General features: G+C 32.7%; 14 protein-coding genes and 1 tRNA gene. 8 read left to right on the top strand and 7 right to left on the bottom strand.

Features of this window, described 5'->3' with window-relative positions; all coding sequences use genetic code 11:
• Window positions 1-50: 50 nt before the first annotated feature.
• Entirely contained in the window at window positions 51-2636 is a 2586-nt protein-coding gene (locus EZS29_RS00835; protein ID WP_130605600.1) for a non-ribosomal peptide synthetase, read from the bottom strand.
• 339 nt (window positions 2637-2975) lie between these two features.
• Between EZS29_RS00835 and EZS29_RS00840 the strand changes: the two genes are divergently transcribed.
• From EZS29_RS00840 to EZS29_RS00850, 3 genes are all read left to right on the top strand, one after another.
• Window positions 2976-7607: a non-ribosomal peptide synthetase gene (locus EZS29_RS00840; RefSeq protein WP_130605602.1), complete on the top strand. Its 4632-nt coding sequence runs from the start codon at window positions 2976-2978 to the stop codon at window positions 7605-7607.
• A gap of 180 nt (window positions 7608-7787) precedes the next feature.
• The gene (locus tag EZS29_RS00845) at window positions 7788-8378 is read left to right on the top strand and encodes a cupin domain-containing protein (RefSeq protein WP_130605604.1); all 591 of its coding nucleotides are present in this window, start codon (window positions 7788-7790) and stop codon (window positions 8376-8378) included.
• Between the two features lie 65 nt (window positions 8379-8443).
• Window positions 8444-9316 (top strand): phytanoyl-CoA dioxygenase family protein, encoded by an 873-nt coding sequence (locus EZS29_RS00850; protein ID WP_172603697.1) that lies wholly within the window; start codon window positions 8444-8446, stop codon window positions 9314-9316.
• Window positions 9317-9481: 165 nt separating this feature from the next.
• Here EZS29_RS00850 and EZS29_RS00855 read toward each other — a convergent pair whose 3' ends face one another.
• Window positions 9482-10036, bottom strand: coding sequence for a hypothetical protein (locus tag EZS29_RS00855; RefSeq protein ID WP_130605608.1), 555 nt, complete (start codon window positions 10034-10036; stop codon window positions 9482-9484).
• Window positions 10037-10143: 107 nt separating this feature from the next.
• Window positions 10144-12597 carry a leucine--tRNA ligase gene (leuS, locus tag EZS29_RS00860; protein WP_130605610.1) on the bottom strand — a complete coding sequence of 818 codons (2454 nt, stop codon included), beginning with the start codon at window positions 12595-12597 and terminating at the stop codon, window positions 10144-10146.
• Between the two features lie 295 nt (window positions 12598-12892).
• On the opposite strand from leuS, the gene EZS29_RS00865 reads away from it, so the two are divergent.
• A complete protein-coding gene (locus EZS29_RS00865; protein WP_130605612.1) occupies window positions 12893-13441 on the top strand; it encodes a DUF1003 domain-containing protein in 549 nt (182 codons plus the stop codon).
• Between the two features lie 3 nt (window positions 13442-13444).
• Here the strand turns inward: EZS29_RS00865 and EZS29_RS00870 are convergent, their stop codons facing one another.
• Window positions 13445-14179: an EI24 domain-containing protein gene (locus tag EZS29_RS00870; RefSeq protein WP_130605614.1), complete on the bottom strand. Its 735-nt coding sequence runs from the start codon at window positions 14177-14179 to the stop codon at window positions 13445-13447.
• Between the two features lie 49 nt (window positions 14180-14228).
• Here EZS29_RS00870 and EZS29_RS00875 point away from each other — a divergent pair, with 49 nt between their 5' ends.
• The 3 genes from EZS29_RS00875 (at window position 14229) to ligA (ending at window position 20016) form a co-directional block, all read left to right on the top strand.
• The gene (locus EZS29_RS00875; protein ID WP_130605616.1) at window positions 14229-16583 is read left to right on the top strand and encodes a DNA translocase FtsK; all 2355 of its coding nucleotides are present in this window, start codon (window positions 14229-14231) and stop codon (window positions 16581-16583) included.
• A gap of 27 nt (window positions 16584-16610) precedes the next feature.
• Complete coding sequence (locus EZS29_RS00880) at window positions 16611-17969, top strand: helix-turn-helix domain-containing protein (RefSeq protein WP_130605618.1); 1359 nt, start codon at window positions 16611-16613, stop codon at window positions 17967-17969.
• Between the two features lie 76 nt (window positions 17970-18045).
• Window positions 18046-20016: an NAD-dependent DNA ligase LigA gene (ligA, locus tag EZS29_RS00885; RefSeq protein WP_172603698.1), complete on the top strand. Its 1971-nt coding sequence runs from the start codon at window positions 18046-18048 to the stop codon at window positions 20014-20016.
• Here the strand turns inward: ligA and EZS29_RS00890 are convergent.
• Window positions 20002-21168 (bottom strand): ComEC/Rec2 family competence protein, encoded by a 1167-nt coding sequence (locus EZS29_RS00890; protein WP_130605622.1) that lies wholly within the window; start codon window positions 21166-21168, stop codon window positions 20002-20004. The genes ligA and EZS29_RS00890 overlap by 15 nt on opposite strands.
• Before the next feature lie 209 nt (window positions 21169-21377).
• Between EZS29_RS00890 and EZS29_RS00895 the strand changes: the two genes are divergently transcribed.
• A tRNA-Arg gene (locus tag EZS29_RS00895) sits at window positions 21378-21454 on the top strand.
• Window positions 21455-21486: 32 nt separating this feature from the next.
• Here EZS29_RS00895 and EZS29_RS00900 read toward each other — a convergent pair.
• Window positions 21487-22854, bottom strand: a complete 1368-nt coding sequence (locus EZS29_RS00900) for a hypothetical protein (protein ID WP_130605624.1) — start codon at window positions 22852-22854, stop codon at window positions 21487-21489.
• 24 nt (window positions 22855-22878) lie between these two features.
• Window positions 22879-24210, bottom strand: a complete 1332-nt coding sequence (locus EZS29_RS00905) for a site-specific DNA-methyltransferase (RefSeq protein WP_130605626.1) — start codon at window positions 24208-24210, stop codon at window positions 22879-22881.
• Window positions 24211-24254: the final 44 nt, after the last annotated feature.

A 24254-nucleotide genomic window follows, 5' to 3' on the forward strand; every position in this document is an offset into this window, starting at 1 on the left:
TTAATATAATTACTTTTCATCTAAAAAAGAGAAGTAAGAAGAGACCCACATTAATTCTTTAAAAAAGAAAAGCAAAAATGTAAAATATATTTACCCATTTTTTCAATAGAAATTTTATCACTAAAAAGAGTGTGATGAAATGTATCAATTACTTTTTTTGTCACAAGAAAACTCTTATCAGGGGGTAAGAACCAACCATAATTATTATTCTTTAGTTCTTGCGAAGAGGATTTATGCATCACTTCTGAGTGCAAATTTTTGCATTCAATAAAAAGGCATGGATTTGTAAAATCATTCTGCACATAATTTACCACTAAATTCTGATTGTGTTCAATTTCCCGTATAATTTTTTGACCTAACTCAGTATTTTCTGAAAGACCTCTAATCCACAATTGAGTCTTTTTGTAAAAATCTCTTTCTTGAGAAGTTCCTAGGCTCTTTAATTTAAAACTATCAATTAAAATAAGAGAACAATTTTCAATATCAAGAGATTTAAGCTGCTTAAGCATTTCAAAAGCAACCACTCCACCCATGCAAAAACCACCCAGGATAAAAGGCCCATTTGGGCAATGCTTTCTTATGATATTAATATAGGATGCAGCCATTTCTTCTATACTTAAATAAGGATTTTCCGTATCTGCAAACCTATCATTACTCAGGGCATAAAAATCAAGTTCGTTTAGAGAGGTGGTTAACTCTTGATATAAATGTGCCATACCGCTAGCAGGATGAATTAAAAATAATTTGGGAGCATTTTCATTATGACATAAATGATGGAGATTGTAGTGCGCTTGAGAATTACAAATAGCGAGTCCAAGTTCACGTATTGTCGGTTTTTGAAAAAGTATATTTGGCGGTAAATACGAATTTAAGTAACTATTAATTCTATCCGTAACAGTCATAGCAAGTAATGAATGTCCACCTATATCAAAAAAACTTGTGTCAATACCCATTTTATTCTGTGGCAAAAATTCTCTCCAAATTTCTAAAAGCGACATTTCAAGTGGATTAGTAGCATTCTTTTCATTTACTTGAATCGAGTAATTATCCGCAAACAAATGCAGTTCTTGAAAATCAGTTTTTCCTGAAAGAGTGAGGGGAATTTTATCCAGAATAACAAAATGATTCGGAATGAAAGAATCAGGTATTTTATTTAAAAGTTCGAGCTTAACTTTATTATAAAAAACAGATTCAATTTTCACAGACTGATTTACAACAAGAAAAGCAAAAATTTGTTGAATATTTTGTCTTACATGGACAATTACTCTTGTATCTAAAATATTATCTAAAGAACAAATTACTTTTCTAATTTCTTCTAACTCAACTCTTATCCCTCTTATTTTAACTTGGCTATCAATTCTACCGAAATAGTAAATTGTACCGTCTGGTTCTGATATAACCTCATCGCCTGTAAGGTAACAGTGAATATTATTTTTCCCAACAATAAAATTTTTATTTGTTTCTTCTGAATTCATTAAATAGCCATCTGCAAGGATGGCTCCTTCTATACACAATTCTCCTTTCACACCATGAGGCACAGGATTCATATTGCTATCTATTATATAAAATTCACACGCGCGGCTGTTTTTTTCAATTGGAATTTTATTTTTGTATTGATCAATATTGTAACGATCTATTCTAAATTTCGAACATGTTACTGTGGCTTCGGTAGGCCCATATGAATTATAAAAAACATGATGAGGGTGCAGTTCAAGCCAAGTAGCCGAGTCTAAAGCGCTCATTTCCTCACCTGTAAATAACCAATTAACTATTTGAGGAATTTTAATTAATGAAAACTGAGACTCATTCACAAGTAATTTAAAATATGAGGGAGTGCATTTACAAAAACTAATTTGTTTCTGAATGAGATACTGTAAAAATGCTCGTGGTGAACCTTTGGTATCCTCCGAACACACAGAAATTGGCTTACCATAAGTAAGCGCTACTAAAGTCGTTGTTATTGAAGCATCAAAAGTTAAATTGGTGGAAAAATCGAAGCGATCACATTCTTTGATGATATCTAATGATCGAAACCAAGCACAATAATGCCACAAAGCTCTATGAGATATTTTAACTCCTTTGGGACGACCTGAAGTGCCCGAAGTGTACATAATATAAGCAAGTTGGTCACAGTTAACTTTAAGTGACATATTTTCTAAATTAGTTTCCGATTTATAATAGCTTTTTTCATTTACTTCAAATAAAAGATGAGATTCTGAACTATTTTCTGCAAAGTAAGCCCTTCCCTGATTCAACATTACTTTTACACAAGCATTGTTTAGCATATAATCAATACGTTCTTTAGGACACTGAAGATCATATGGGACAAAAGCTCCCCCAGCATAAAGAATAGCTAGCAGGTCACTTAATGTTTCAAGTGATATACCACTTGCCAAACCAATGCACTCTCCTGGAAAAATTTCACGTTTTAATTTCTTTTTGAAAATATTCTGTAATGATAGAGATTTCTGCTTTACTATTTTCCAAAATATGTTCGCTTCCAAAAAGAGATCATTAAATTCAATAAGGCTGTCAGAGGAGTTTTTTTTAGATACTTTATTCAAAATTTCTAAAATCGTTGCATTTGAATTAAAATCTTTATTTTTCCAAACTGAATTAACAGAAGATAATGTCATTTATTTAACCTTCAAAATCATAACTTAATATTTATAAAATTTTGTTATAATTCTTCATAGCAAGCATAATGATTTAATTTCTCTAAAAAGAGTTTTAAGAGGAGGTCTTCAACACGCATATTAAGAGCAAGACTTTCCATCTCATACTCCTTGCTTAGAATTTTTTAAAATCTCTTTATAGCTTCTATCAAAAAAAACTGACTGTCAAAAATTTTTTAGCTATTCTATTCTGAGAAAATCACTGTCCTTTTGAGCCACACTCTAGAATATTAAGCATACTCTAAGTCAATTCGTCACAAGAAATGACCCTGATGACAAGATTTATTTAAAGGAGATAAAATGCAACTCGTAAATAACTGGGAAAGAAACTCCACCGTTAAAAATAAACCGAGACGCATACTCATCAAAGATAGCTCAAAATATTTTTTCCCAATTGCGGAACAACCTTTATGCATTCATCCAATTATTGCGGCGATGGGTGAAGAAGTGGTAAACTCCATTCTTGTGCAATCAGCATACTTTTTTATGCAGAATATATTAATTAATGAAACTGAAGTTGTTTGCAAAATAACTCAGAAAATAATACATGAAAAAGCACAAATTTCTTTATCTGATGAAATGGTACACCAATTGCTGACAGTCATTGTCGATGAAACATATCACGCATATATAGCGCATGATTTTATTCTACAGGTATCAAATCTTACAAATATTAAGCCTATAGTTTATACTGCAGAATCAAGTTTAACACGCTCAATTAATTTTATTCTTGAAGTCCTACCTGAAAATTGCCATCTATTCTTTGAAATTATTGCTTTATGCATTGCAGAAAACTCCATAACAAAAGAGCTCGTGACAACAATTAAAGACCCAGATGTTAATATATTTTTTAATGAAATAAATGCTGATCATCTGATTGATGAGGGTCGGCATTGCGTCATTTTTACAGACTTATTGACAAAAATTTGGCTTCATATTCCAGAAGAAAGAAAAAAGACAATTGGTGCATGCCTCCCAGATTTTATTTGCAAATATTTAAGCTGTGATGTTAAAAAGATTAATGACAGAAGAGTTTTATCGAATCTTAATATTGAAAATGATGTTATCGAAGAAATTTTAAACGATACTCATCAGAGTTTTGAAGTGTCTCCTTTCTACTTAAACAATCCTATTGTTAAGAACATTCTAAGTCTTCTAAAAAAATCTAAAATCTTAGATCATCTAGAAACATCTCAAGCATTTCTGAAATTCGGATTTTTAGAGGAGCAAAAAGTTACAAAAAATGAGAATAGTGAGCATGATGAAAATTATGCAGATTCTACTTTTGCAAAGATCTCCTCAGGACTGATCGATTTTCTTCGGCCTGTTGAAAAAAATATCCTACCTGAAAAACAATTAAATCAATCAATAACCCTCAATTTTGATATCAATCCTAATGTCTGTAAAAAATTAATTTTGTCTTATTTAAATGATGTTACAAATAATATTACCGAAGAAGATAAGACCAGTGATATTTTTGCCAACAATTCTTTAGGAAAAAAAGACAATTCTATATTTATTTTTTTTTCTGAAAGTTTTATTTCAGAAAAAATCCATCCAGAGGACTTACAATTACATATTTATAAAGATGAATGTAAATTTTTAAAGATAAAAATAATTTACAATTCGAAATTTTACGATAAATGCAGAGTTGATGAGTTTTTAGAAAATATTTCATATTATATTAATTTAGCAATAAATAATCCGAGTTGTCATTTAAAAAATCTACCACTTGTTTCACCAAAACAAAAAGAACATTTACTTTTACAAGCAAAAAGAAAACCAGAAAATATAGACATTAATGAAACGGTTATTTCGCTATTTAAGAATCAGGTTATCAACTACCCCAGTCAAGTTGCAGTGATGAGTGAAAATGAAACTTTGACATATAAGCAACTCGATCATTTATCTGATATCGTTGCTTATAACTTAGAAAAATTAGGATTAAGTAGTGAATCTGTTATTGTTATTATTCATAATAAAACAAATAATTATATCCCAATTATACTCGGAATTATGAAAGCGAAAATGATTTTCATTCCATTATCGCCAAAAGAGACAGACTCTAGATTTCAACATATGCTTAATGAGATTAATGCACAGCTTATCATCAGTGATTCTGAAAATATTATTAGCAATATTTCACATTTTTCATGTATACATTCTTTAAAAATTATAGCATTAGAAAATCAATCAGCAGATATCTCTTCACAATCCCTTTACCCTTATAAATCAAATTTAACAGCGGAGGACTTAGCGTATATTATTTATACGTCCGGTACAAGTGGAATGCCTAAAGGTGCCATGATTACACATGCATCACTGATTCATTTCGCAAAATCAGCAGCTAGAGTGTTTCCTATCAAAGAAGGCGATAAAATTTTGCAATTTTGTCCATTTAATTTTGATGCTTCTTTAGCTGATATTTGCGTATCGCTTATTTCTGGCGCGAGCATTTGTTTATACAATCAAAAATTATTAAGTACAAGTTCGCATTTCTTTGAAATATGTCAGCAGTATAAAATAACAAATCTCAATTTACCCGCTACATTTTGGGGACAGATCGTACAAGATATGATTTTATTTTCACTTAAACTTCCTGAAAGTCTAAAAACCGTTGTGATTGGTGGAGAGGCGCTCGCACCCGCAATTTTAGATCAATGGTTTCAATTTAGTACTTCCGATATTAGAATTCTTAATACTTATGGTCCCACTGAAGCAACAATTGCTGTCACAGCTTGTGAATTAAATAATTATAAATCATATAAGAACCCTGAAAAAATAATAGGCCAATCTTTTAAAAATTCATTGCTATTCGTTCTTGATAATCATGATCGTATTCTCCCTATCGGTGCTATTGGCGAACTTTACATTGGAGGTTTAGGCGTTAGCCAAGGTTATTTTAAACGCCCAGACCTCACTGAAAAATCATTTATATATAATTTGAATTCTATAAATAAAGATCTACCTATCACTCAACTTGTTTATAAAACAGGAGATAAGGTACGTTGGATTAATGAGAACACACTTGAATTTATTGGTCGATCTGATAGACAAGTTAAAATAAATGGAATTAGAATTGAATTAAGTGAAATAGAATATCTACTCAATAAGCACCCTTTAGTAGAAAGCAGTTTTGTTATAAATCACAAAAAGGGAACAGTTCCTTTTATAGCAGCCTTTGTAATTACTAAAAGTCATGAGTTAAGAGAAAAAAGTGTAATATCTGCATCAATTAAAAAACATATAATGCTTAAAATTCCTGAACATATGCAACCAAAATATATACAAATATTGAAAAAATGGCCGCTCAATAATCAAGGAAAAATTGACAAATCTCAATTGATTGATTTTCTATCTCTAGAAGAAAATTTTCAGGAAATAAAGAATATTGAAAAAGATTTTATTGATGTAAATTCGTTAGAGGTTGTTTTGAAAGATATCTGGCAGAGTTTGCTAGGCGTCCAAGAAGTAAGTGCAAAGAGTCATTTTTTTGAGTTAGGAGGACACTCCTTACTCGCTATGAGATTAATTGCACATATAAAACAGGAAGCACAAATACATCTCACTGTTCGTGAAGTTTTAGAAAATCCAAATTTTAATTGTATGCTTAATCTCATTCAGCACCGCAAAAGGAATCAAACTGCGTGTGAAGAGATAAAAACGGGAGCGACTTCAGGGCCACTTAGCTTTTCACAGGAAGCACTATGGGTACTTCATCTCTTGCAAAATGGAAAAAGTATAAACTATAATATAGCTTATGCCTTGCATTTAAAAGGATCAATTGATCCCTTTATTCTTGAAGAGGCAGTTAATTATATTATTGATAGACAATGGATTTTACGTAGTATTTTTAAAAAGGACATAATAGCTTCTCAAAATGTAATACCTCAACGTGTTATTTTAAGACCCAAGCTTGTTTCCCTCGAGATTTTTAGAGAGCTATCTTTAGAAAGTGCAAGAATTCCCTTTGATTTATCTAATAATCCGCCCATTTTATTGCAGCTATTTCAGATAGATCCAAAATATTTTATTTTATTTGTAAATCATCATCACATAATTCATGACGCTTATTCAATAAATATTTTTATTAAAGAATTGAGTTCTGTTTACAATTCATTTTTATATAGCGCAAAAATTAGTCTTCCTAAACTTCAACGTCAATTTGTCGATTATGCAGATTGGCAAAGATCTTCTGAAAACACGACAGTGACAAAAGATCTAGATTTCTGGTCTCAGCAGTTAAAAAACTATAAACCTATATGTCTGCCTTTCCGAAAGACTAAAACTCACTTAAATCCTTCAGCCGGTGACAGTTATTATTTCTCCTTAGATTCAGACATAACTTTAAAGCTTAAAACTATATGCAGTCAAAACGACTGTACATTATTTGTTGGTTTTTTAGCTATTATGAATCTTCTTTTACATCGTTATAGTGGCGAAAATGACATAGCATTTGCGACTGCCATGTCAACGCGTGATCATCAAATTGATGAGCATTTAATAGGTATGTTTGTAAATGTCATCATATTACGAAATCAGCTGCAACCTGAGTGTTCATTTGTCAGTCTTTTAGACTCAATTAAAAAAACACTTATTGAAGCAACAACCCATCGCTTTACTCCATTAGAACTTATAAGTCGCTCAATGAATCTACAAAGAATGACATTTTGTCACACTTTAGTTGATATTATTGTTAATTATCATAATTTTGATGATAATTTTGCAAAATTTATCGCAAAAGATGTTCATAGTGAAATTGAATTTATTGATAATAAAACTTCTAAATTTGGCCTATCGTTTGACATTTATAACTATAATAAATTAATAGATATTAAAATTGAATTTTCGAAAGATCTCTACGAATTTTCTTCCATTAAAAAAATTTCAGAAGATTTCATTTTTTTGACAGATACATTGACTAAAATGTAATTATCTGCAGAATTAAAATTAATTATCGAGTATATGGAAGGTAAAGAAAATGAAATACTATTATCTTTACCTTCACAATTTATCCTTTGCTTCAAGACTGAGATGTTTGTAAAAGTAAAACACGATCCTAATCTGAGAAAAATGTTTTTAGGTTCATCTTTTAAATAGGAGACTGCAATAATGATTAATCTTTCACGTTTAGAAACGCAGACGCGTGAAAAGTGGAATAGTAATTCTTTTTTAGAGCATAATCAAATTGCTTTTTCTGAAGATAGTTCTTATTTAAAATCCCTTGCAGAAATAACTCCATGGGTAAATTATGAAAAATATATGAAAGCTAAACTTATTGCTGCTGTCCCTGGTCAAGTAGGATTACTCCATATTAAATTTCCACCAGAAATGGCGGAAGATAATAGAATTCATACCCACCTTTATACTGATAGACTTGTAACTGTATTAGAAGGTTCAGGATATTTTCTGATCGCACCGTTTGGAGAGCAAATTAAGAGTATTCCTGTTTCCATCGGCGACAGAGTCTGGATGCCAAGAGGTATTCGTCATACTTGGTATTCAGGAAAAAATGGCCTTGTAGTAGAATCTATCCATAATCCATTTATTGCATTTGATGACCCAGATATTCTTGTTTACGATGAAGACCTTGGCTTTATAGATATTATGTCAGACGGATCCTTTGTTGAGAAAAAACTTACTGCCGATATTTCTGGTAAACTTTATCGTTTTAATAAAAAAGAACATTGTATTGGAGAATAATCCAATCATAATAAAAATCTCACTTTTAAGAAGATATCTATATTAAATTTTTAAGGAAGCATACCTTGATAAGCCAAGCTGATTTACTCTTATATCATGAGCAAGGTTATATAATTATTCCTGACTTTGCTTCTATAAACGAATGCTCTGCCTTACGTGAGCATGCTGCTGCATTGGTAGAAGCATTTGATCCAACAAGTGAGCCAGGTTGTCTATGGAACGCAGACTTGCCTATGAATCATGTGTCAGCTCATTTTTTTCGTGAAAGTTTGAATAAAGCGAGTATTTTTTTTGAATCGAGCACAATACTGAGCAATGGCCTCATGCATTATGATAAAATGAAAACAGCAATTAAAATTGGCCATGCACTTCATGATTGTGATCCCGTTTTTCAATCGTTCACTCACTCTTTACGCATGAATCAATTGATGCAAGCTTTAGGATATAAAACCCCTTTCATTGCACAATCAAGATACTTTTTTAAGCAGCCTGGTCTCAAAGGGGCCGTACATCCTCATCAAGATTCCTCGGTCGTTTACACAGAGCCTCTATCATGTTGTGCTCTCTGGATAGCTTTGGAAAATGCTACAATTGAAAATGGTTGCCTGTGGATTATCCCCAATTCTCACCATAACGGATTGTTGTCTCGTGTCATGAATGAACCGAGTGCTTCCGACGGGAGACGTTTTCTAAAGTTTGCTAATACACCGCCTTCAAATGATAATTTATTTGTGCCACTTGAGGTTAAAACAGGTTCGGCTATTCTCATGAATGGAGAACTTATTCATCAGAGCAAGGAAAATAAATCAAACGTTTCAAGACAGGCGTATGCGATACATTTTTTTGAGGGTTTTAAAACACATACTTACTCTCATGATAACTGGTTACAACGACCAGGTGGCTTTGGTGAACTCACTCTATCATCCAATCACATTTGAAAACAAATAATAACAATATTGATAGACTCGCTTTATTTGTTAATTATTTAACGAAAAATATTTTCGCAAAAAATACACAACACCATCTTGATTGTTTGAAAGAGTAACTTCTTTTGCAGCATTTTTTTGCCGCAAGGAAACCAGTAGATTTTCATTAATATAATATTAAAAGAAAAAATCATCTACTGTTTTTGCAGTAGGGATAGAGACTTCTTGTAACTCATAATCATCGCCAAATATTATTTTCAAAAATATATTTCTTGACTCATAGTTTGTAAAATTTTTAGATGTTTCAACCCAGAATTCATTTTTTGGAACGGGAAAGTTTGAGTCCGAGCTCGTCTTAATAAATTCAATAATATTTTTTAAAGAATTTAACAGACCATTTAATTCTTGACTCATACGATCCTGAAACTGCAATAGCATTATGATTGGACCGACAATTTCCATGAGGTGACTGTTTTTTTCTTTCATTTCCATAATTGTTCTGCGTAATTCAGATTCTTGTAAACTTTCATGAATAGCAATATTTTCTATTTTAGCTACCGTAATTTTTGTTAATTTATTGAGCATGTCCTTTTGCTCTTCAGTCAGTGAACTTAATTTTTGGAAATAATCTCCAATATTGATAACTGCTTGTTCAGATATGGAAGTCACTCTTTGAGAAAAAATTTGCATAATATTTGAAATATGTGAGTCAATTGCTACTTGAGATTCCATTTTCCCCTCGCTGATGAGTTCTAAGTATATCTTAGACTGATAGTAGCAGAGGGGGGACGGGAGATGCGAGAAGTCAAATTATTTTTAGAATAAAAATTGACTCTCTGTTAGGTTGCCACAAAGTTCAAAATTCTATTTGCTACATAAATAGTTTTTCTTAATGTTTTTCCTTCGAGAGTTGCTTTTACATTACTATTTTCCATAGCTGCCGCAACGGCGATCTCTTGGCTAGCATTTAACGGAATTGTTATCTCTCCTCTATGCTTGCCATTCACTTGGACGCCAATTTTTATTTCATTGTCGATAATAAATTCTGGGTTATATGATGGCCATTCACTCAAAGAAATAAATTTATATTTGCTACTTTCTGGAGATACTTTTTCTTCGACAAAACATTTATACCAAAGTTCTTCACTTAAGTGTGGAGCAAATGGAGAGAGAATTTGTAAAAATTTATTTAAAATTTCTTTGTTTTTGCATTGAGATTCTGCAACGGAATTTAGAAAGATCATCATTTGTGCAATCGCTGTATTGAAACTTAAATTTTCTATATCTTCTGTTACTTTTTTGATTGTTTTATGCAGTACTTTTTGGTCCTGTTGGGTAGCAGGTTCTGAGTTTAATAAACTCTTACCCTCATCCGAAAGATAAAAACGTTCTACACGACTTAAGAAACGGTGCACACCTGCAAGGTTGCTGTCATCCCATTCTTTTGTTTGGGTGAGTGGTCCCATAAACATTTCGTAGACTCTCAGTGAATCTGCGCCATACTGATCTATCACTTCGTCAGGGCTCAAACCGTTGCCTTTCGATTTAGACATTTTAGCACCATTTTTGCAGATCATGCCTTGGTGAACCAATTTTTGGTAAGGCTCTTTTACTGGGCATATACCGATATCAAATAAAACTTTTGTCCAAAATCTTGAGTAAAGCAAATGCCCAACCGCATGTTCTTGTCCGCCAACATAGAGGTCAACAGGCATCCAGTATTTGAGTTTTTCGAAATCTGCTAATTGTTTGCTGTTGAACGGATCCACATACCTTAAGAAATACCAACTGCTACCAGCGCTGCCAGGCATTGTGTCTGTTTCAACAAACTCTAATGTTCCATCTTTTGCTTTCTTTTGCACCCAACTTGTAATTGCAGATAAAGGGCTTTTGCCATCTCCAGTGGGCTCATAACTTTGAACTTCGGGTAAAGTTAAAGGTAGTTCAGACTCTTTGAAAGCTCTTAAGACATTGCCTTGAGCGTCTTTCATAATAGGAATAGGTTCTCCCCAATATCTTTGCCGGCTGAAAACCCAGTCTCTCAATTTATAGGTAATGCTTTTTTCACCAAGATTTTTCTCAACTAAATATTGAATGATTTTATCTTTAGCCGCTTCAATATTTAAGCCATTGAGGAAATGAGAGTTTATAATTTCTCCGTCATTCGTATAAGCTTCTTTTTGAATGTCAAAGGAGTTATCTTGTGCTGATACAACTTGAATAATTTTTAAGTTAAATTTTAGGGCAAATTCATGATCTCGTGTGTCATGAGCAGGAACCGCCATGATTGCTCCTGTGCCATATCCCATCATCACATAATCACTGATCCAAATTGGGATTTTTTCATTATTTACAGGATTAATTGCATATGAACCTGTGAACACACCTGTTTTTTCTTTATTTAATTCAGTTCTGTCAAGATCACTCTTACGTGAAGCAAACTCACGATATTCAGCAATATGAGCTTTATTTTCTTCAATAGTAATGTTATTAACGAGTGGATGTTCGGGGGCAAGTACCATATAAGTTGCACCAAACAATGTATCTGGGCGAGTAGTAAAAATCTCAATTTTCTCTGACTCGAAATTTTCAATAGCAAATTTTACTTTTGCACCAATGGATTTTCCTATCCAATTTCGTTGAATTTCTTTGGTCGATTCTGGCCAATCGAGTTCGTCTAGATCTGCTAAAAGCCGTTCTGCATAGGAAGTTATTTTAAGCATCCACTGTTTCATGGGGACCCGGAAGACGGGATGTCCACCGCGCTCACTTTTACCTTCTATAACTTCTTCATTTGCAAGAACAGTCTTTAACACTGGGCACCAATTCACAAAAACTTCGGCTTGGTATGCTAGTCCTTTTTCAAATAATTTAGTGAAAATCCATTGTGTCCAATGAAAGAATTTAGGGTCACATGTAGCGACTTCTCTGCTCCAGTCATAAGAAAATCCAATACTATCGAGCTGCTTTTTAAAGTTTTCAATGGATGCATATGTTAACTTTGCAGGGTGTTCCCCTGTGTCTATTGCATGCTGTTCTGCAGGTAAGCCAAAGGCATCCCAGCCCATGGGGTGCAAAACATTATACCCTTTCATGCGGTAGTAGCGTGAAGTGATATCTGTCGCTGTGTAACCAAGCGGGTGCCCTACGTGCAATCCTGATGCGCTTGGATATGGAAACATGTCGAGCGCATAATACTTTGGCTTAGATTTATCTTCATTTGTTATGAAGATGTTTTTATCTTTCCAGTATTTTTGCCAGCGCGGTTCAAGTTGCTTATGTTGGTACGCCATGTCAATCCTCGACAGTAAGTGTTGTAAAACCCACCCTTTTTACCCATAGGGTGCAGATAAATCGAGCTCATTTGTAACAAAGAACAGCATTAAGTGGAAGAGAGTTTCCTAATACAGAGTTAATAATTATGAGTTTTTTTTAAAAGCACTCATTGATATAAAGTTTGCTGATGACTGAAGAAAATACATTGTCACAAAAAAGTCACAAAATATTTACAAGTAGGTGACGATTGTGTAAACTCAGGAAATGCTTTGCTCCTCATCGTAACAAAAATGACATAAGTAGGTGATTCTAATGCAGTTGGCTAAGAGGAAATTAAAATCTTTCAAAGAAATCCGTGATAAATCCGGCAATAGCTTTTATGAATTTTCAACTTCCTGGTGGGCTCTGCTGTTTTTTATTTCACTTGTTGGTGGCTGCGTTATTTGGAATACTTTTATGGCTCCAACTTTGAAATTCGACCCTTATCCCTATAATGGATTGCGCACGGTTTTAGCACTTTTAGGGGCAATTCAAACACCTATTCTTTTACTTTATAGTCGGAAATCAACAGACTATAGAAAATCGTTGCTTGAACAAGACTATGAGCTTGAAAAAAAGATTTTTAAGAAAATTGAAATCATTGAGTCTGAAATAAAGCACGATAGAGAAATGTACTTAAAAGAGTTTAAACAAATTTCTCGACTCACTCGAAAACTATCAGGAAGGAAGAAAAAAGTTAAAAATTTAGAAAATATTAAAATGGAGAATAATGATTTGCTTAAAGCTGAAATTCAGAAAAGTGAAATATTGAAGAATAAAAAAGCAGAGAAAATAGAGAGTGTGGAGAAAATATCTGCTTAATTTTTATAATGTTAAATCATTTTGATCATCGACATAAGCTTCTCCCGCTTTGCTTTCTGCAACGACAATTGCACCCGCTGCTGCCATAGCGAAAGAAAAAATCGCGCCAATGAGTGGTATGTAATTCCATATCCCCAGGCCGACACAAAGTCCCCAATTGCGAAGACCAAAAATAAATCTTTTTCTTAATGGTAAATTCATGAGTAGCAGCGTTCGATCAATGCTGCTCCAGCCTAAATACCAGATACCTATAAAAAAAACGAGGGGGGCAAAAATCTGGACAAAAAATGATATAATAATAACACCTTTAGTTACTTCTGATATGATGCTGTCAATAAAATCCATTAAACTTTGTTTGCGTATGAGCGTTCCAGATGTTTTTTCGAATGCTTTTTGTGCAATAATATCGTAAAGTGGGCTTGCAAAGGCATTTACAAATGCTGTGCCAAACACCCCATAAAATAAAAACCCAACTATCCAAACTACGATTTCGATAAAAGTGGGATTAAAAATGTGGGAAATGAATGAATCTTGCCACTTTAATGATAATGAATTGAATAAAGGATGAATCCATTTTGCTATGACTATATTTCTAATTATCCAAGTGTATAAGAGGAGATTCAGTATGTGGGGAGTTACCCCTAATAAAAGCATACCTTTATTGAGTTTAAAAAATCTGACAGAATGGAGCGGGGCCTTAAATCCTATAATTATTTGTTGGATAGGTGAATGGGACATTAGGTCCTCCTTTATAATTTAAGAATAGTTCGACTTATGGAGACTCTCAATGGCAATGTCCTCTGAGTTACAAAATAAAAATCAGAATCCCACTAATATGCAAAAAAATGCGGCAAATAATCAGGAATATTTTAAAGAATATATACATGTACTCCTGTTAGGGATTACATTTTGTATATTCGTCTCAATTATTACATATAATCCAGCAGATCCAAGTTCATTTAATATAAGTTCTCAAGTAACAAATAAAATTGCAGAAATCACAAATACTTTTGGGCCTATAGGAGCATCCATAGCAGATTGGTGTTTTCAAGTCTTTGGTTTAGGTTCAATCGTATTTTCAATGGTATTTATTGCTCAACTATTAAATACATTTCGGAGACCTAAACAAAAAAGTAGATTTGTTTTAAGAATATTTGGTTATCCACAACTCATTGCTTGTTACTTAGGTTTATTATCGTTAATTTTACCAGAAACTCATTTCAGAGGAATAGATATATACACAGGTGGTTTACTTGGATCGAGTATTTCTCATTACATAACGTTGTTGGTTGGTAAATCAGGCGCAATTATTTCTTTATCAATTGCGGGTATAGCGAGTTTGACTTTATCTTTAGGTATAAGGCCAATTGCGACTGTATCATATTTATTATCACTGTTACCTTTTCACACTACAAAAAATTTTGTTGGTGTTGTGTCTGATGAGATACACGAAAGTGAAAAGGAATATGTTCAACTCACGCATGAAGAAATATTTAGGCGTAATCGAGAAGAGATCAGAAAAAATCTGAGTGAAAGTGGTCTGAAAAATTCAGGGCAAAGTGAAGATCATATAAAAAACAATTTACAAATTTCAGAAATTGAAAATACATCATCACTTAATATTATTAATACCGCATTTTCAATTGCAAAATCAGATTACGACACCTTAGTAAATTTACTTGATTATCATAAAGCTAATTTTCCTAAAAAGAACTTAGAACTTGAAAATCAAAAATTGAAAGCTGAAGCAAATCAAATCGAGGAAAAATTAGCTTCATTTGGGGTAAAAGGAACTGTTGTGAAAAGCCAGAATGGTCCAGTAATTAACGTTCATGAGTTTGAGCCTGCAGCAGGAATTAAAGTAAATAAAGTTCTTTCTCTGCAAGATGATCTTACATTGGCATTGCGAGCGCAAAGTGTTTTAATTGGCTTACAGCCCGGAAAAAGTGCGCTTGGTATCGAAATTCCAGCATCAATTAGAGAAACGGTTTCACTTAAAGAAATAATGGAATCCCCTCTCTTTCAAAACCCTAAAATTCCTTTGCCTGTTGCCCTGGGTAAAAATGTGGATGGCACTCCATTGATTGCAGATTTGTCCGCTATGCCGCATTTGCTAGTTGCAGGTTCAACGGGCTCAGGCAAAAGTGTTTGCATTAATGCAATGCTCTTAAGCCTGATGATGAGCAAAACACCTCGCCAGTTAAGACTGTTACTAGTCGATCCAAAAATGTTAGAACTGTCAAATTATGACGGAATTGGTCATTTACTTATGCCTGTTGTCACTGAACCAGATAAAGCAGCTGGTGCTTTAAAATGGGCAATAGAAGAAATGGAAAGGCGTTACCGCTTGATGAAAAATTATCAAGTCCGTAACGTCATGGCTTTTAATAATGGGATTGAAAAGGGTGAAATAAAAGATTTAGAAAATAATAAAGCACTTGATTATTTACCTTACATCGTTGTTGTCGTTGATGAATTAAGCGATCTTATGATGACTGCCCCGAAAGATGTAGAAGATAGTATTCAAAGATTAGCACAAAAAGCACGAGCTGCAGGAATTCACCTTATACTTGCAACACAAAGGCCAAGTGTGGATGTTTTGACTGGTGTTATAAAAGCAAATCTCCCTTGCCGCTTGAGTTTTCAGGTGTCTTCTCGGCATGATAGTAGAACAATAATTGAAAATATTGGTGCAGAACGTTTACTTGGAAAAGGTGATATGCTCTTTTTACCACCTGGAATAAGTAAAGTCATTCGGGCCCAATGTGCATTTGTTAATGATAAAGAGATAAATGCATTATCCAGCAAATTGCAAAAATTATATCCCACATTTTATGAAGCGAATGTTATGCAAGATATTGAAAGAGCATCACAAGATTTAAGACAAAAAAATGACAAAGTAAGTTCATTAAGTATGCCCTCAATCTTGGGAGATAATGAGACGATAGATGAAAATACTCTCTATGATAAAGCTGTTGAGTTTGCTCGTGAATGCGGAAACGTGAGTACGTCAAGTATCCAGAGGGAATTCCGAATAGGTTACAACCGTGCGGCTCGATTGATGGATAGAATGATACGTGAGGGAATTGTCGGACAGTCGGAAGCTACTGGCAAGCCAAGACCCGTATTAAAAAGATTTTAGGGCTGAAATCTAAAAAGGACTGTGGATATGAATATAACGCAAGTCGCATCTCCAAATGACAAGAATGCTCTTGGCGTTACTTATGAAACGGCAAATATTGTCGGAAGTCGTCTGAAGCAAGCTCGTGAAAGTCGAAGGCTATCTCATTCCCAGGTTTCAGCACGTGTAAAAATCAGAGATAGGTATATTGAGGCGATCGAAGCAGGGGATTGGGATGTTTTGCCTCCTGGTTTGAATGGCAGAGGGTTGATTCGTCTTTATGCGCGGGAGCTTTCTGTTCATATTCCTGAGTTTGAATCTTTTCAACATTTGCAAACAGTGAGAGTAGAAAGACAATCAGAAAGTTTAATGTCCTCGTCGACAAAAAAATCTAAATATCATCCAGCTGCAGAAGAGTCTGCTGAGGTGATTCGCTCAATTTCTAGGAGAGATTTCCAAAAAGTAACAGGAAGTGATGTTCCTGCAGATTTTAATTCACCTGCTTCTTTAACAGAAGAAAATTCTCAAACTAAATCCTATAACCGACCAGCATATATTCCGCAACGCCCTCATTCAAATGCAATTGTAACCCCAAATGCGTTTGAAGTATTAGGAATTGAGGTTGAAGAAAAATCCAATTACCAAGTACATAAGACAAACTATAATAGTTATACAGAAGCCGCACCGCTGCCTAGGGCTGAGCCTGTTAAACGATCTATGCCTGAAAATAATTATTCGGTTGTAAAAGAAAGCACAATTGAAGTAAAATATACTGAAAATGAACCGATTTATCATTCCAGAGTTGAAAATATTCAAAATGAAAATATAGAATTTAAAGAAGAATCTGGGAAAAAAAGAAGATCTGTCGATTTAGCACCAATGCGCATAGTTTTGGGTTTGGCTTTTTTTGCAATATTTGGCTTTATAACGCTCTTTTTGAGCTCAAAAAATTCACATCAAAATAAAGTAACAAATTTAAATGCAAAATCTATAGAAAACAATTTAGAAGTAGCAGAGCCAATTCCTTCAAGCGTTGTTGATCCAAATATTCAACAAAATAAAGAAATTCAAGAAACAACAGAGACTGCTGGGCAAACACAAACAGTAGCAGCCGGTGGGATGAGCATTTCATCACAAAAAGTTTCAAATTCAATGATTATCGAGCACACGGCAAAACTGAATGTGACGAGTAAAGTAAATATCATTGTTGAGTCTGATGGGAAGCAAATTTATTCTGGAACTCATCCAGTTGGAGTTTTTGAAATTCCTTTTAAACAAAAAGCTGAAATCACGATAAGTGATGCTTCAAAAGCATCATTAACTTATGAGGGCTGGGATCATGGTCCTCTAGGATATGTGGGTAGAAAAAGAAAGATCATTTTAAATGCCCAACCTTATGTTGAATAAATCATAAAATGAAAAGCTTGATTGTTGTAGAATAAGATTGTTATAACCTCTCCTGACTCTTAGGGAGGTTTTTTACGTGTCATTAAAAATAAATGCAAAAAATGAAATTGAAAATTTAGCATCGCAAATCCTTTTTCATAAAAAATTATATTATAAAGGAAAAAGCATAATAAGTGATGCTGAATATGATGCTCTTGAAAATAGATTAACAAATTTATGTGCAGAACATCCTATTTTAAGCATAGTTGGTTATCCGTTTGAAGAGAGTAATAATAAAATTTCTCATTCCATAGCTATGCTATCATTAGCAAAAACATATTCCTTAGAAGACATATTTGATTTTATTAGCAAAAACAAATGTATTGCCATGGATAAAATTGATGGAATGGCTTTATCAATTGAATATGATGAGAATGGTAATTTTTTGCGAGCCTCCACACGTGGAAATGGAAAATTTGGTGAAGATGTAACTGAGCATGTTTATCATATAAAAGATATTAATAAAAAAATTAATTTAGTAAATAATGATCGAAAAATAAGAATTGAAATAAGGGGAGAAGTTTATTTTCCACTTTCTGAGTTTCCTAAATTTACAGATCGGTTTGATAGTTTTAGGAATGCCGTTCCTGGAACATTAGGAAGAAAAGACGTTGAAGAAGCTCTAGATGTTTTACGTATTTTAAAATTTTGCGTCTATGATGTAATCGCTTTTGATAAAAATAATAATTATATCTCAGCACGTGATTTTAGCGAGCTCTTTTCTTTAGAACCAGATTATTACTCTAAATTAAAATTTTTAGATAAAATTGGCTTTTATACTTCTATTTCACATGTACAAGAAATAGAGAAGTTAAAAGATCTCGATAGCCTAAAACTTTTTTTAAATGAGTTATATGCTTCAAGTAGGGATTATCAAATAGACGGAATTGTCTTTCGCTTAAGAGATGAAATTATTTGGGAATCATTGGGTAATACAGCTCATCATCCTAGAGGAAGTTTGGCATTTAAACAAGCTGGAGACACTGCTGAAACAGAAATTCAAGCGATTGAAGTCAATGTTGGTCGAAGTGGAAAAATTTCCTTTCGTGCAAAATTAAATCCTGTTTATTTATCTGGTGCTAAAATTTCGTATGCGACCCTTCACAATGCTGAGTTTATTGAAAATGGCAATTATGCTGTCGAGGCAAAAGTTGAAATCATTCGCAGTGGCGAAGTTATTCCAGCAATTCTTCGCTTAATTGAACCTGCAGAAAAGAAATTTAAACTTCCAACCCAATGTTTATGTAGCTTTCCATTGACGCGAAAAGGCCCAGATTTATTTTGTCTAGAAAATCCCAATTGCACTTTCAAAGATCAAGAAAGTTTAGTTTATTACGTATCTTCCTTAGATATAATGGGTGTATCAGACAAAATCGTTTTAAAAATTCGAGAAGCTGGTTTAGTACAAGAACCTGCCGATTTTTATAAATTGACAGTGGAAGATCTTTTACAAATCGAGGGATTTGCACAAAAGTCATCAGAAAATGTTATAGCTGCAATCCAAGGGGCTAGAAAAATTCCATTAGCAAAATTTTTAACGGCTCTTGGCTTAAAACGAGGTGGTGCTGTCAAATGCCAAGAAGTTGCAAAAAAATGTAAGACATTAAATAATGTTTTAAAATTAAAGGTAGAAGATTTATTAATTGAAAAAGGCTGGGCACAAAAATCCGCAGAAGATTTTATAGATTCTCTTGTAAATAAAGAAAAAATAATTCAAAATTTATTAGAATTTGTTACGATTATAAATGATAATTCAGGTTTATTAAGTGAGGAACAAAAAAATCATCCGTATTTTGGAAAAAATATATGTATAACAGGAGCTCTCTCTAGGCCAAGAGAAGAATACAAAGCTATGCTTGAAAAAGCTGGAGCAAAACTTGTATCGGCAGTGAGTTCAAAAACTGACTTTTTAGTTTGTAACGAAAGCTCAAGTTCTTCAAAATATAAAGATGCTCTAAAACATAATGTAAAAATACTCACAGAAGCTGAGTTTTCAGAGCATCTTTAATTTCTGAAAATGGAATCTCGTATAGTAGATTTTTCTTTCCTTATAGAGATCTGAAATAACCCAAAGTACAACAAGAACAATGCTCAAATAAAAGAGCCCTTCCAGTTTAAAGAGTGGGTTGTTTCTGTCAAAAGGATTTATTAAGTTATATGGATTGGAGAAGGCTATAGATATCCTTTTCAGTATATTGAGTGAAAGATCAAAAATATTTATAAGTTGTTTATAATAAAAAAAATCTTCAGAAATTATTAATAGAATTAAAGTAAGTGGCGTGATCAAAAAACAAACGACTGGGAGTGCTATTATGTTTGCAAGACATGAATTGAGTAAATGAATTGAAGAGAAAGGTGACAAAATAATTCCTGTAAAAATAGAGGTAAGACATGTGCTTGCAAGCGCAACTAATATTTTTGATTTTTTAATAAAAAAATATGAAAGATAAATTGATATTTCTGCACAGGATGCTCCTATAGCAGAAAGTAGAAATGAAAAATTATATAAAATATTACCAAAAAATAATGAAATAAGGATTAAGACAAAAAAACGGGTGAATGTTGAACTAGGAATATATGGTAAGTAAGGGAAAAAGAATAAATGCTGAGATTGAAAACTTTTAATTTTGATTAAATATGTTAAAGAAGAAACTCGGATAAGTGCACCTGTACAACCAAAGATATGACATAATATGAGTGAAATAATAACAGAAAAGAATGTTCTGAATTTATTTATAATATTCATGAGCTGAAAGGGTGCTATTAATTTTCGTAGACAAAAATAGAGAAAATAAGCTATAAGTTTCCCAAATCCGCTTGTCAGAGGTACGACTTGTCCACCAGATATAGCTAATAAATGAATAAGTCCAGAAGATTGGAATTGTTTTGCCTCAAAAAAAGAAAGTTTTCTTATATTCGCTAAGAAATTAAGTGCTAAGTTTTTCTCCTGCATGGAGATAGCAATATTCTGAGCCTTTGTTTTTATGTGCGAAGTAATATTGAAAGTATTTTCAATGACTCCATTGTCCGAGAAAATGTAAATTGAGTTGTGGATGATTATAAAAAGCAATGAATAAGTAATAAGAGCATGAATTATGCCTTGCGAGTATTGAAAAGCATAATTTCCATCCTGTAGAATTTTTAACTTTGTGAACTTCAAGCTTACCCCATTTCTGAGCTATGAGAGATAAATCTTTCTCTATTTCTAAGCTATAAGCTATATTCTTGTGCGTTGGATATTTCATTAAAAAAAGGGGGTGTTCAGAATTTGTTGAGAAACGTCCAAAATCTGACATAAATTCAACATATGCCAGAGTCTCACTTATAGGCTTGACGGAGAGCTCTTTTTTTGTCAATGATAGTGGAAATGTCGCCATAGCTCAGTTGTATAGAGCACATCTTTCCTAAAGATGGGGTCGTAGGTTAGAGTCCTACTGGTGACGCCATTTTATAACGAGAAGCTACATAAAAGTTAATATCATAAATTTTTGAGCTTTATATTTCCATCTTCATCTATAGAAGCGACAAGAGAACTCTTAGGGTTTATTTTACCTCCATAGCCTTCATAAATAATGCTTGAATCTATCTTATTATATGCATTAGGCAGTGTAATAGCTCGCAACTCTTTGTGCTTTTCGTATAAATCTTTTGAAGCGATTTTTATTATTTTATAATATGGAAAGTGTGTATCTCTTTCGGCATTGCGAGAGGGGATAATAAGAATAACAATGGCTAGAAAAGCAATGTGAAAAGAATAGTTTATTTTTTTACTATTAAAGAACTCTTTTAGCAGAATAAATATTGGTAATATTACGAGAGGAAATATATTTGCTAATATTAAATAGCTTTCCCGAGACCAGGATGGTAAGCATGAGTACCCATAATAGCAGAGCAATAGCACGATTAGAAAGAATTGGACTATAGGTTCTTTGAATAATTTCTTGTAAAATGCAATAATAAATAAAGAAATATATACAATTAAAAATGGGGGAAAATAAAATTTATTTAAGGTTGAGTAAGAAGCAGTATTGAAAATATAGCTAAATCCTTGACCAAAAGCACCTTTGAAAAATAAAAATCTTTTGAAGGCGAGAGTTGTTCCATTTTGGTAGTTTGCTATTTGGTTTGAATTATTGAGCATATAAATTATAAATGGAATTTGTAATATCAAAACTATGAGTGCTGATAATGCAAAAAACAAAAATTTATTTTTAATGCCAACAGTTTTTATAAAAATAAACAAAAAAATACTTGCGGCATAAAAAATAGCTGGAGAATGGCATTGCACTGCGATCCAAGAAAATAGAATAATTATTGAAACACTCATGATATTTTTATTGTTAAATCCATCTTTAAAGAAATCTTTGTAGATTAATAGAGCTAAAGATAGATTAACAAAAGCAGCAGAAAGATTTGGGTTCCATGAAGTGGATGCAAGTGAAGCTACTAATGGACTTGTTATGTAAAATAGGATAAGACTAAAAATTAAAATAATTGAAGGAAAATATTTTTTTGCCATTATATAGAATAGTATTGCATTTGCAATTGCATTAAAAAAAGTTAATCCATAAACGGCAGTATGAGGTAAATAATTAAAAAATGGGCCTATATTATGATATATAAATTGGAGAACCCAATAGAAAAAGGGACCAAATGAGTAACCGCCTGTAATTATGGGGGTCCCAACTAAATGTATTTGATTGGAGCTTGCTATTCTCCAATCACGCGTTTGATCCCCTAGCATCCAATAGCTATTATTAATATCATATATTATATAAATATATGTGAAAATAAATATTGCAAGTGTTAATAGATTAATAATTAAATTCTTATATTTTTCAATCATTTTCTCTCCAAAATTGAAGACACTTTATTCAAGATTAACCTTTTTTCTTAGTTCAAGGAATTTAAATCCTCCACCACCTTGCCACATGAGTTCACGTGAAATTCCATTTAAATCATTTCCCCTTATAACATTACACAGCCGTGTGTGTGCATGAGTATAAATCTGCTCTCCTTTTTCAATTCCGATCCATTTTCTTTTCATTTTCTGGGCAACAGCTGCAGTTGTCCCTGATCCGAGAAAGCAATCTAATACCCATTCATTTTCTGAAGTTGCAATTGATAATATACGTTCTATAAGAGCTTCAGGTTTTTTGCCATTACAAAATGAAACACCTCCCTCTCTAGCAATTCCATTCCATGGGATGTCAGTCCAAATGTTAGTTAAAATTTCAGATGGCCTAAATTGTCCATTAATCATTTGAAATCTTTTGTCATAAAATATTATTTGATTGCCATTTAAAAGGTAGAAATCATCCTTATTTTCACTCGATGTCTTGAAGACAATTCCTTTATGTGCTTTTGAATGTTCAATTATTTCATTTCTTTTAATTTTTGCACCTCCTCCAATGGGAGCAAGCCGAAAAACTTGCTTTGGGTTAGATAAAGCGAAATTTGCAATATCTTTTTCAAGATCTTTTTTGTTAATTTGCGAGCTTTGAATTAATGATTTAAATGAACACTTATTAAAGTTTAATTTTACATATGCATCTTTAATACTTTCAAATTTCCAAAGTGAATGACACTCTTCTCTATTGTATAACCAATACGAGTAAAATTTATCATATTCTTTTTCTAAATAAACAGGATTGAGTTTTATCTTATTTTTGTTTTTGGAATAAAGTAATAAATAATTTGCACAAGATAGTAAAACTTTCCCAGTTACTTTAAAGCCGGAGGGAGCGTGTGTTTTGACAGTTATAGTATTTAAATAGTTTTCCCTACCAAATATATTATCAAGTAAAACTTTTGCATAAGCGCATTCTGTGTCATCTAAATGGAGAAATAAGCAGCCCTCTTCATTCAGAAGATTTTTGCAAGCTGTCAGGCGCAGTCTCATTAATTCTATCCAACTTTCGTGATCAAATTCATCACAATATTTAAGCTTCATACCTTTGGAATTAATGCTTACTCCAGTATTAAAAGGTGGGTCAAGATATATACATTTGATAGTATTTTTAAATGAATTTTGTAGGTATTTTAATACATCAAGATTGTCACCATGAATAAGTAGATTTTGTGAGTCTTTTGAATTTTGTGAAAGATTTGTGTTTTCCAAAAGTTGAGGAGATCGCGTTTGATTTGCAATTTTGCATATAATAGCTTTAGATTTACTTTCATCCTGTTTATTTTCTAACATATATTCCTACGACATTTTTATGAATTTGAGATCTTTCTATTATT

This window comes from Fluviispira sanaruensis, assembly GCF_004295685.1.
GTDB lineage: Bacteria > Bdellovibrionota_B > Oligoflexia > Silvanigrellales > Silvanigrellaceae > Silvanigrella > Silvanigrella sanaruensis.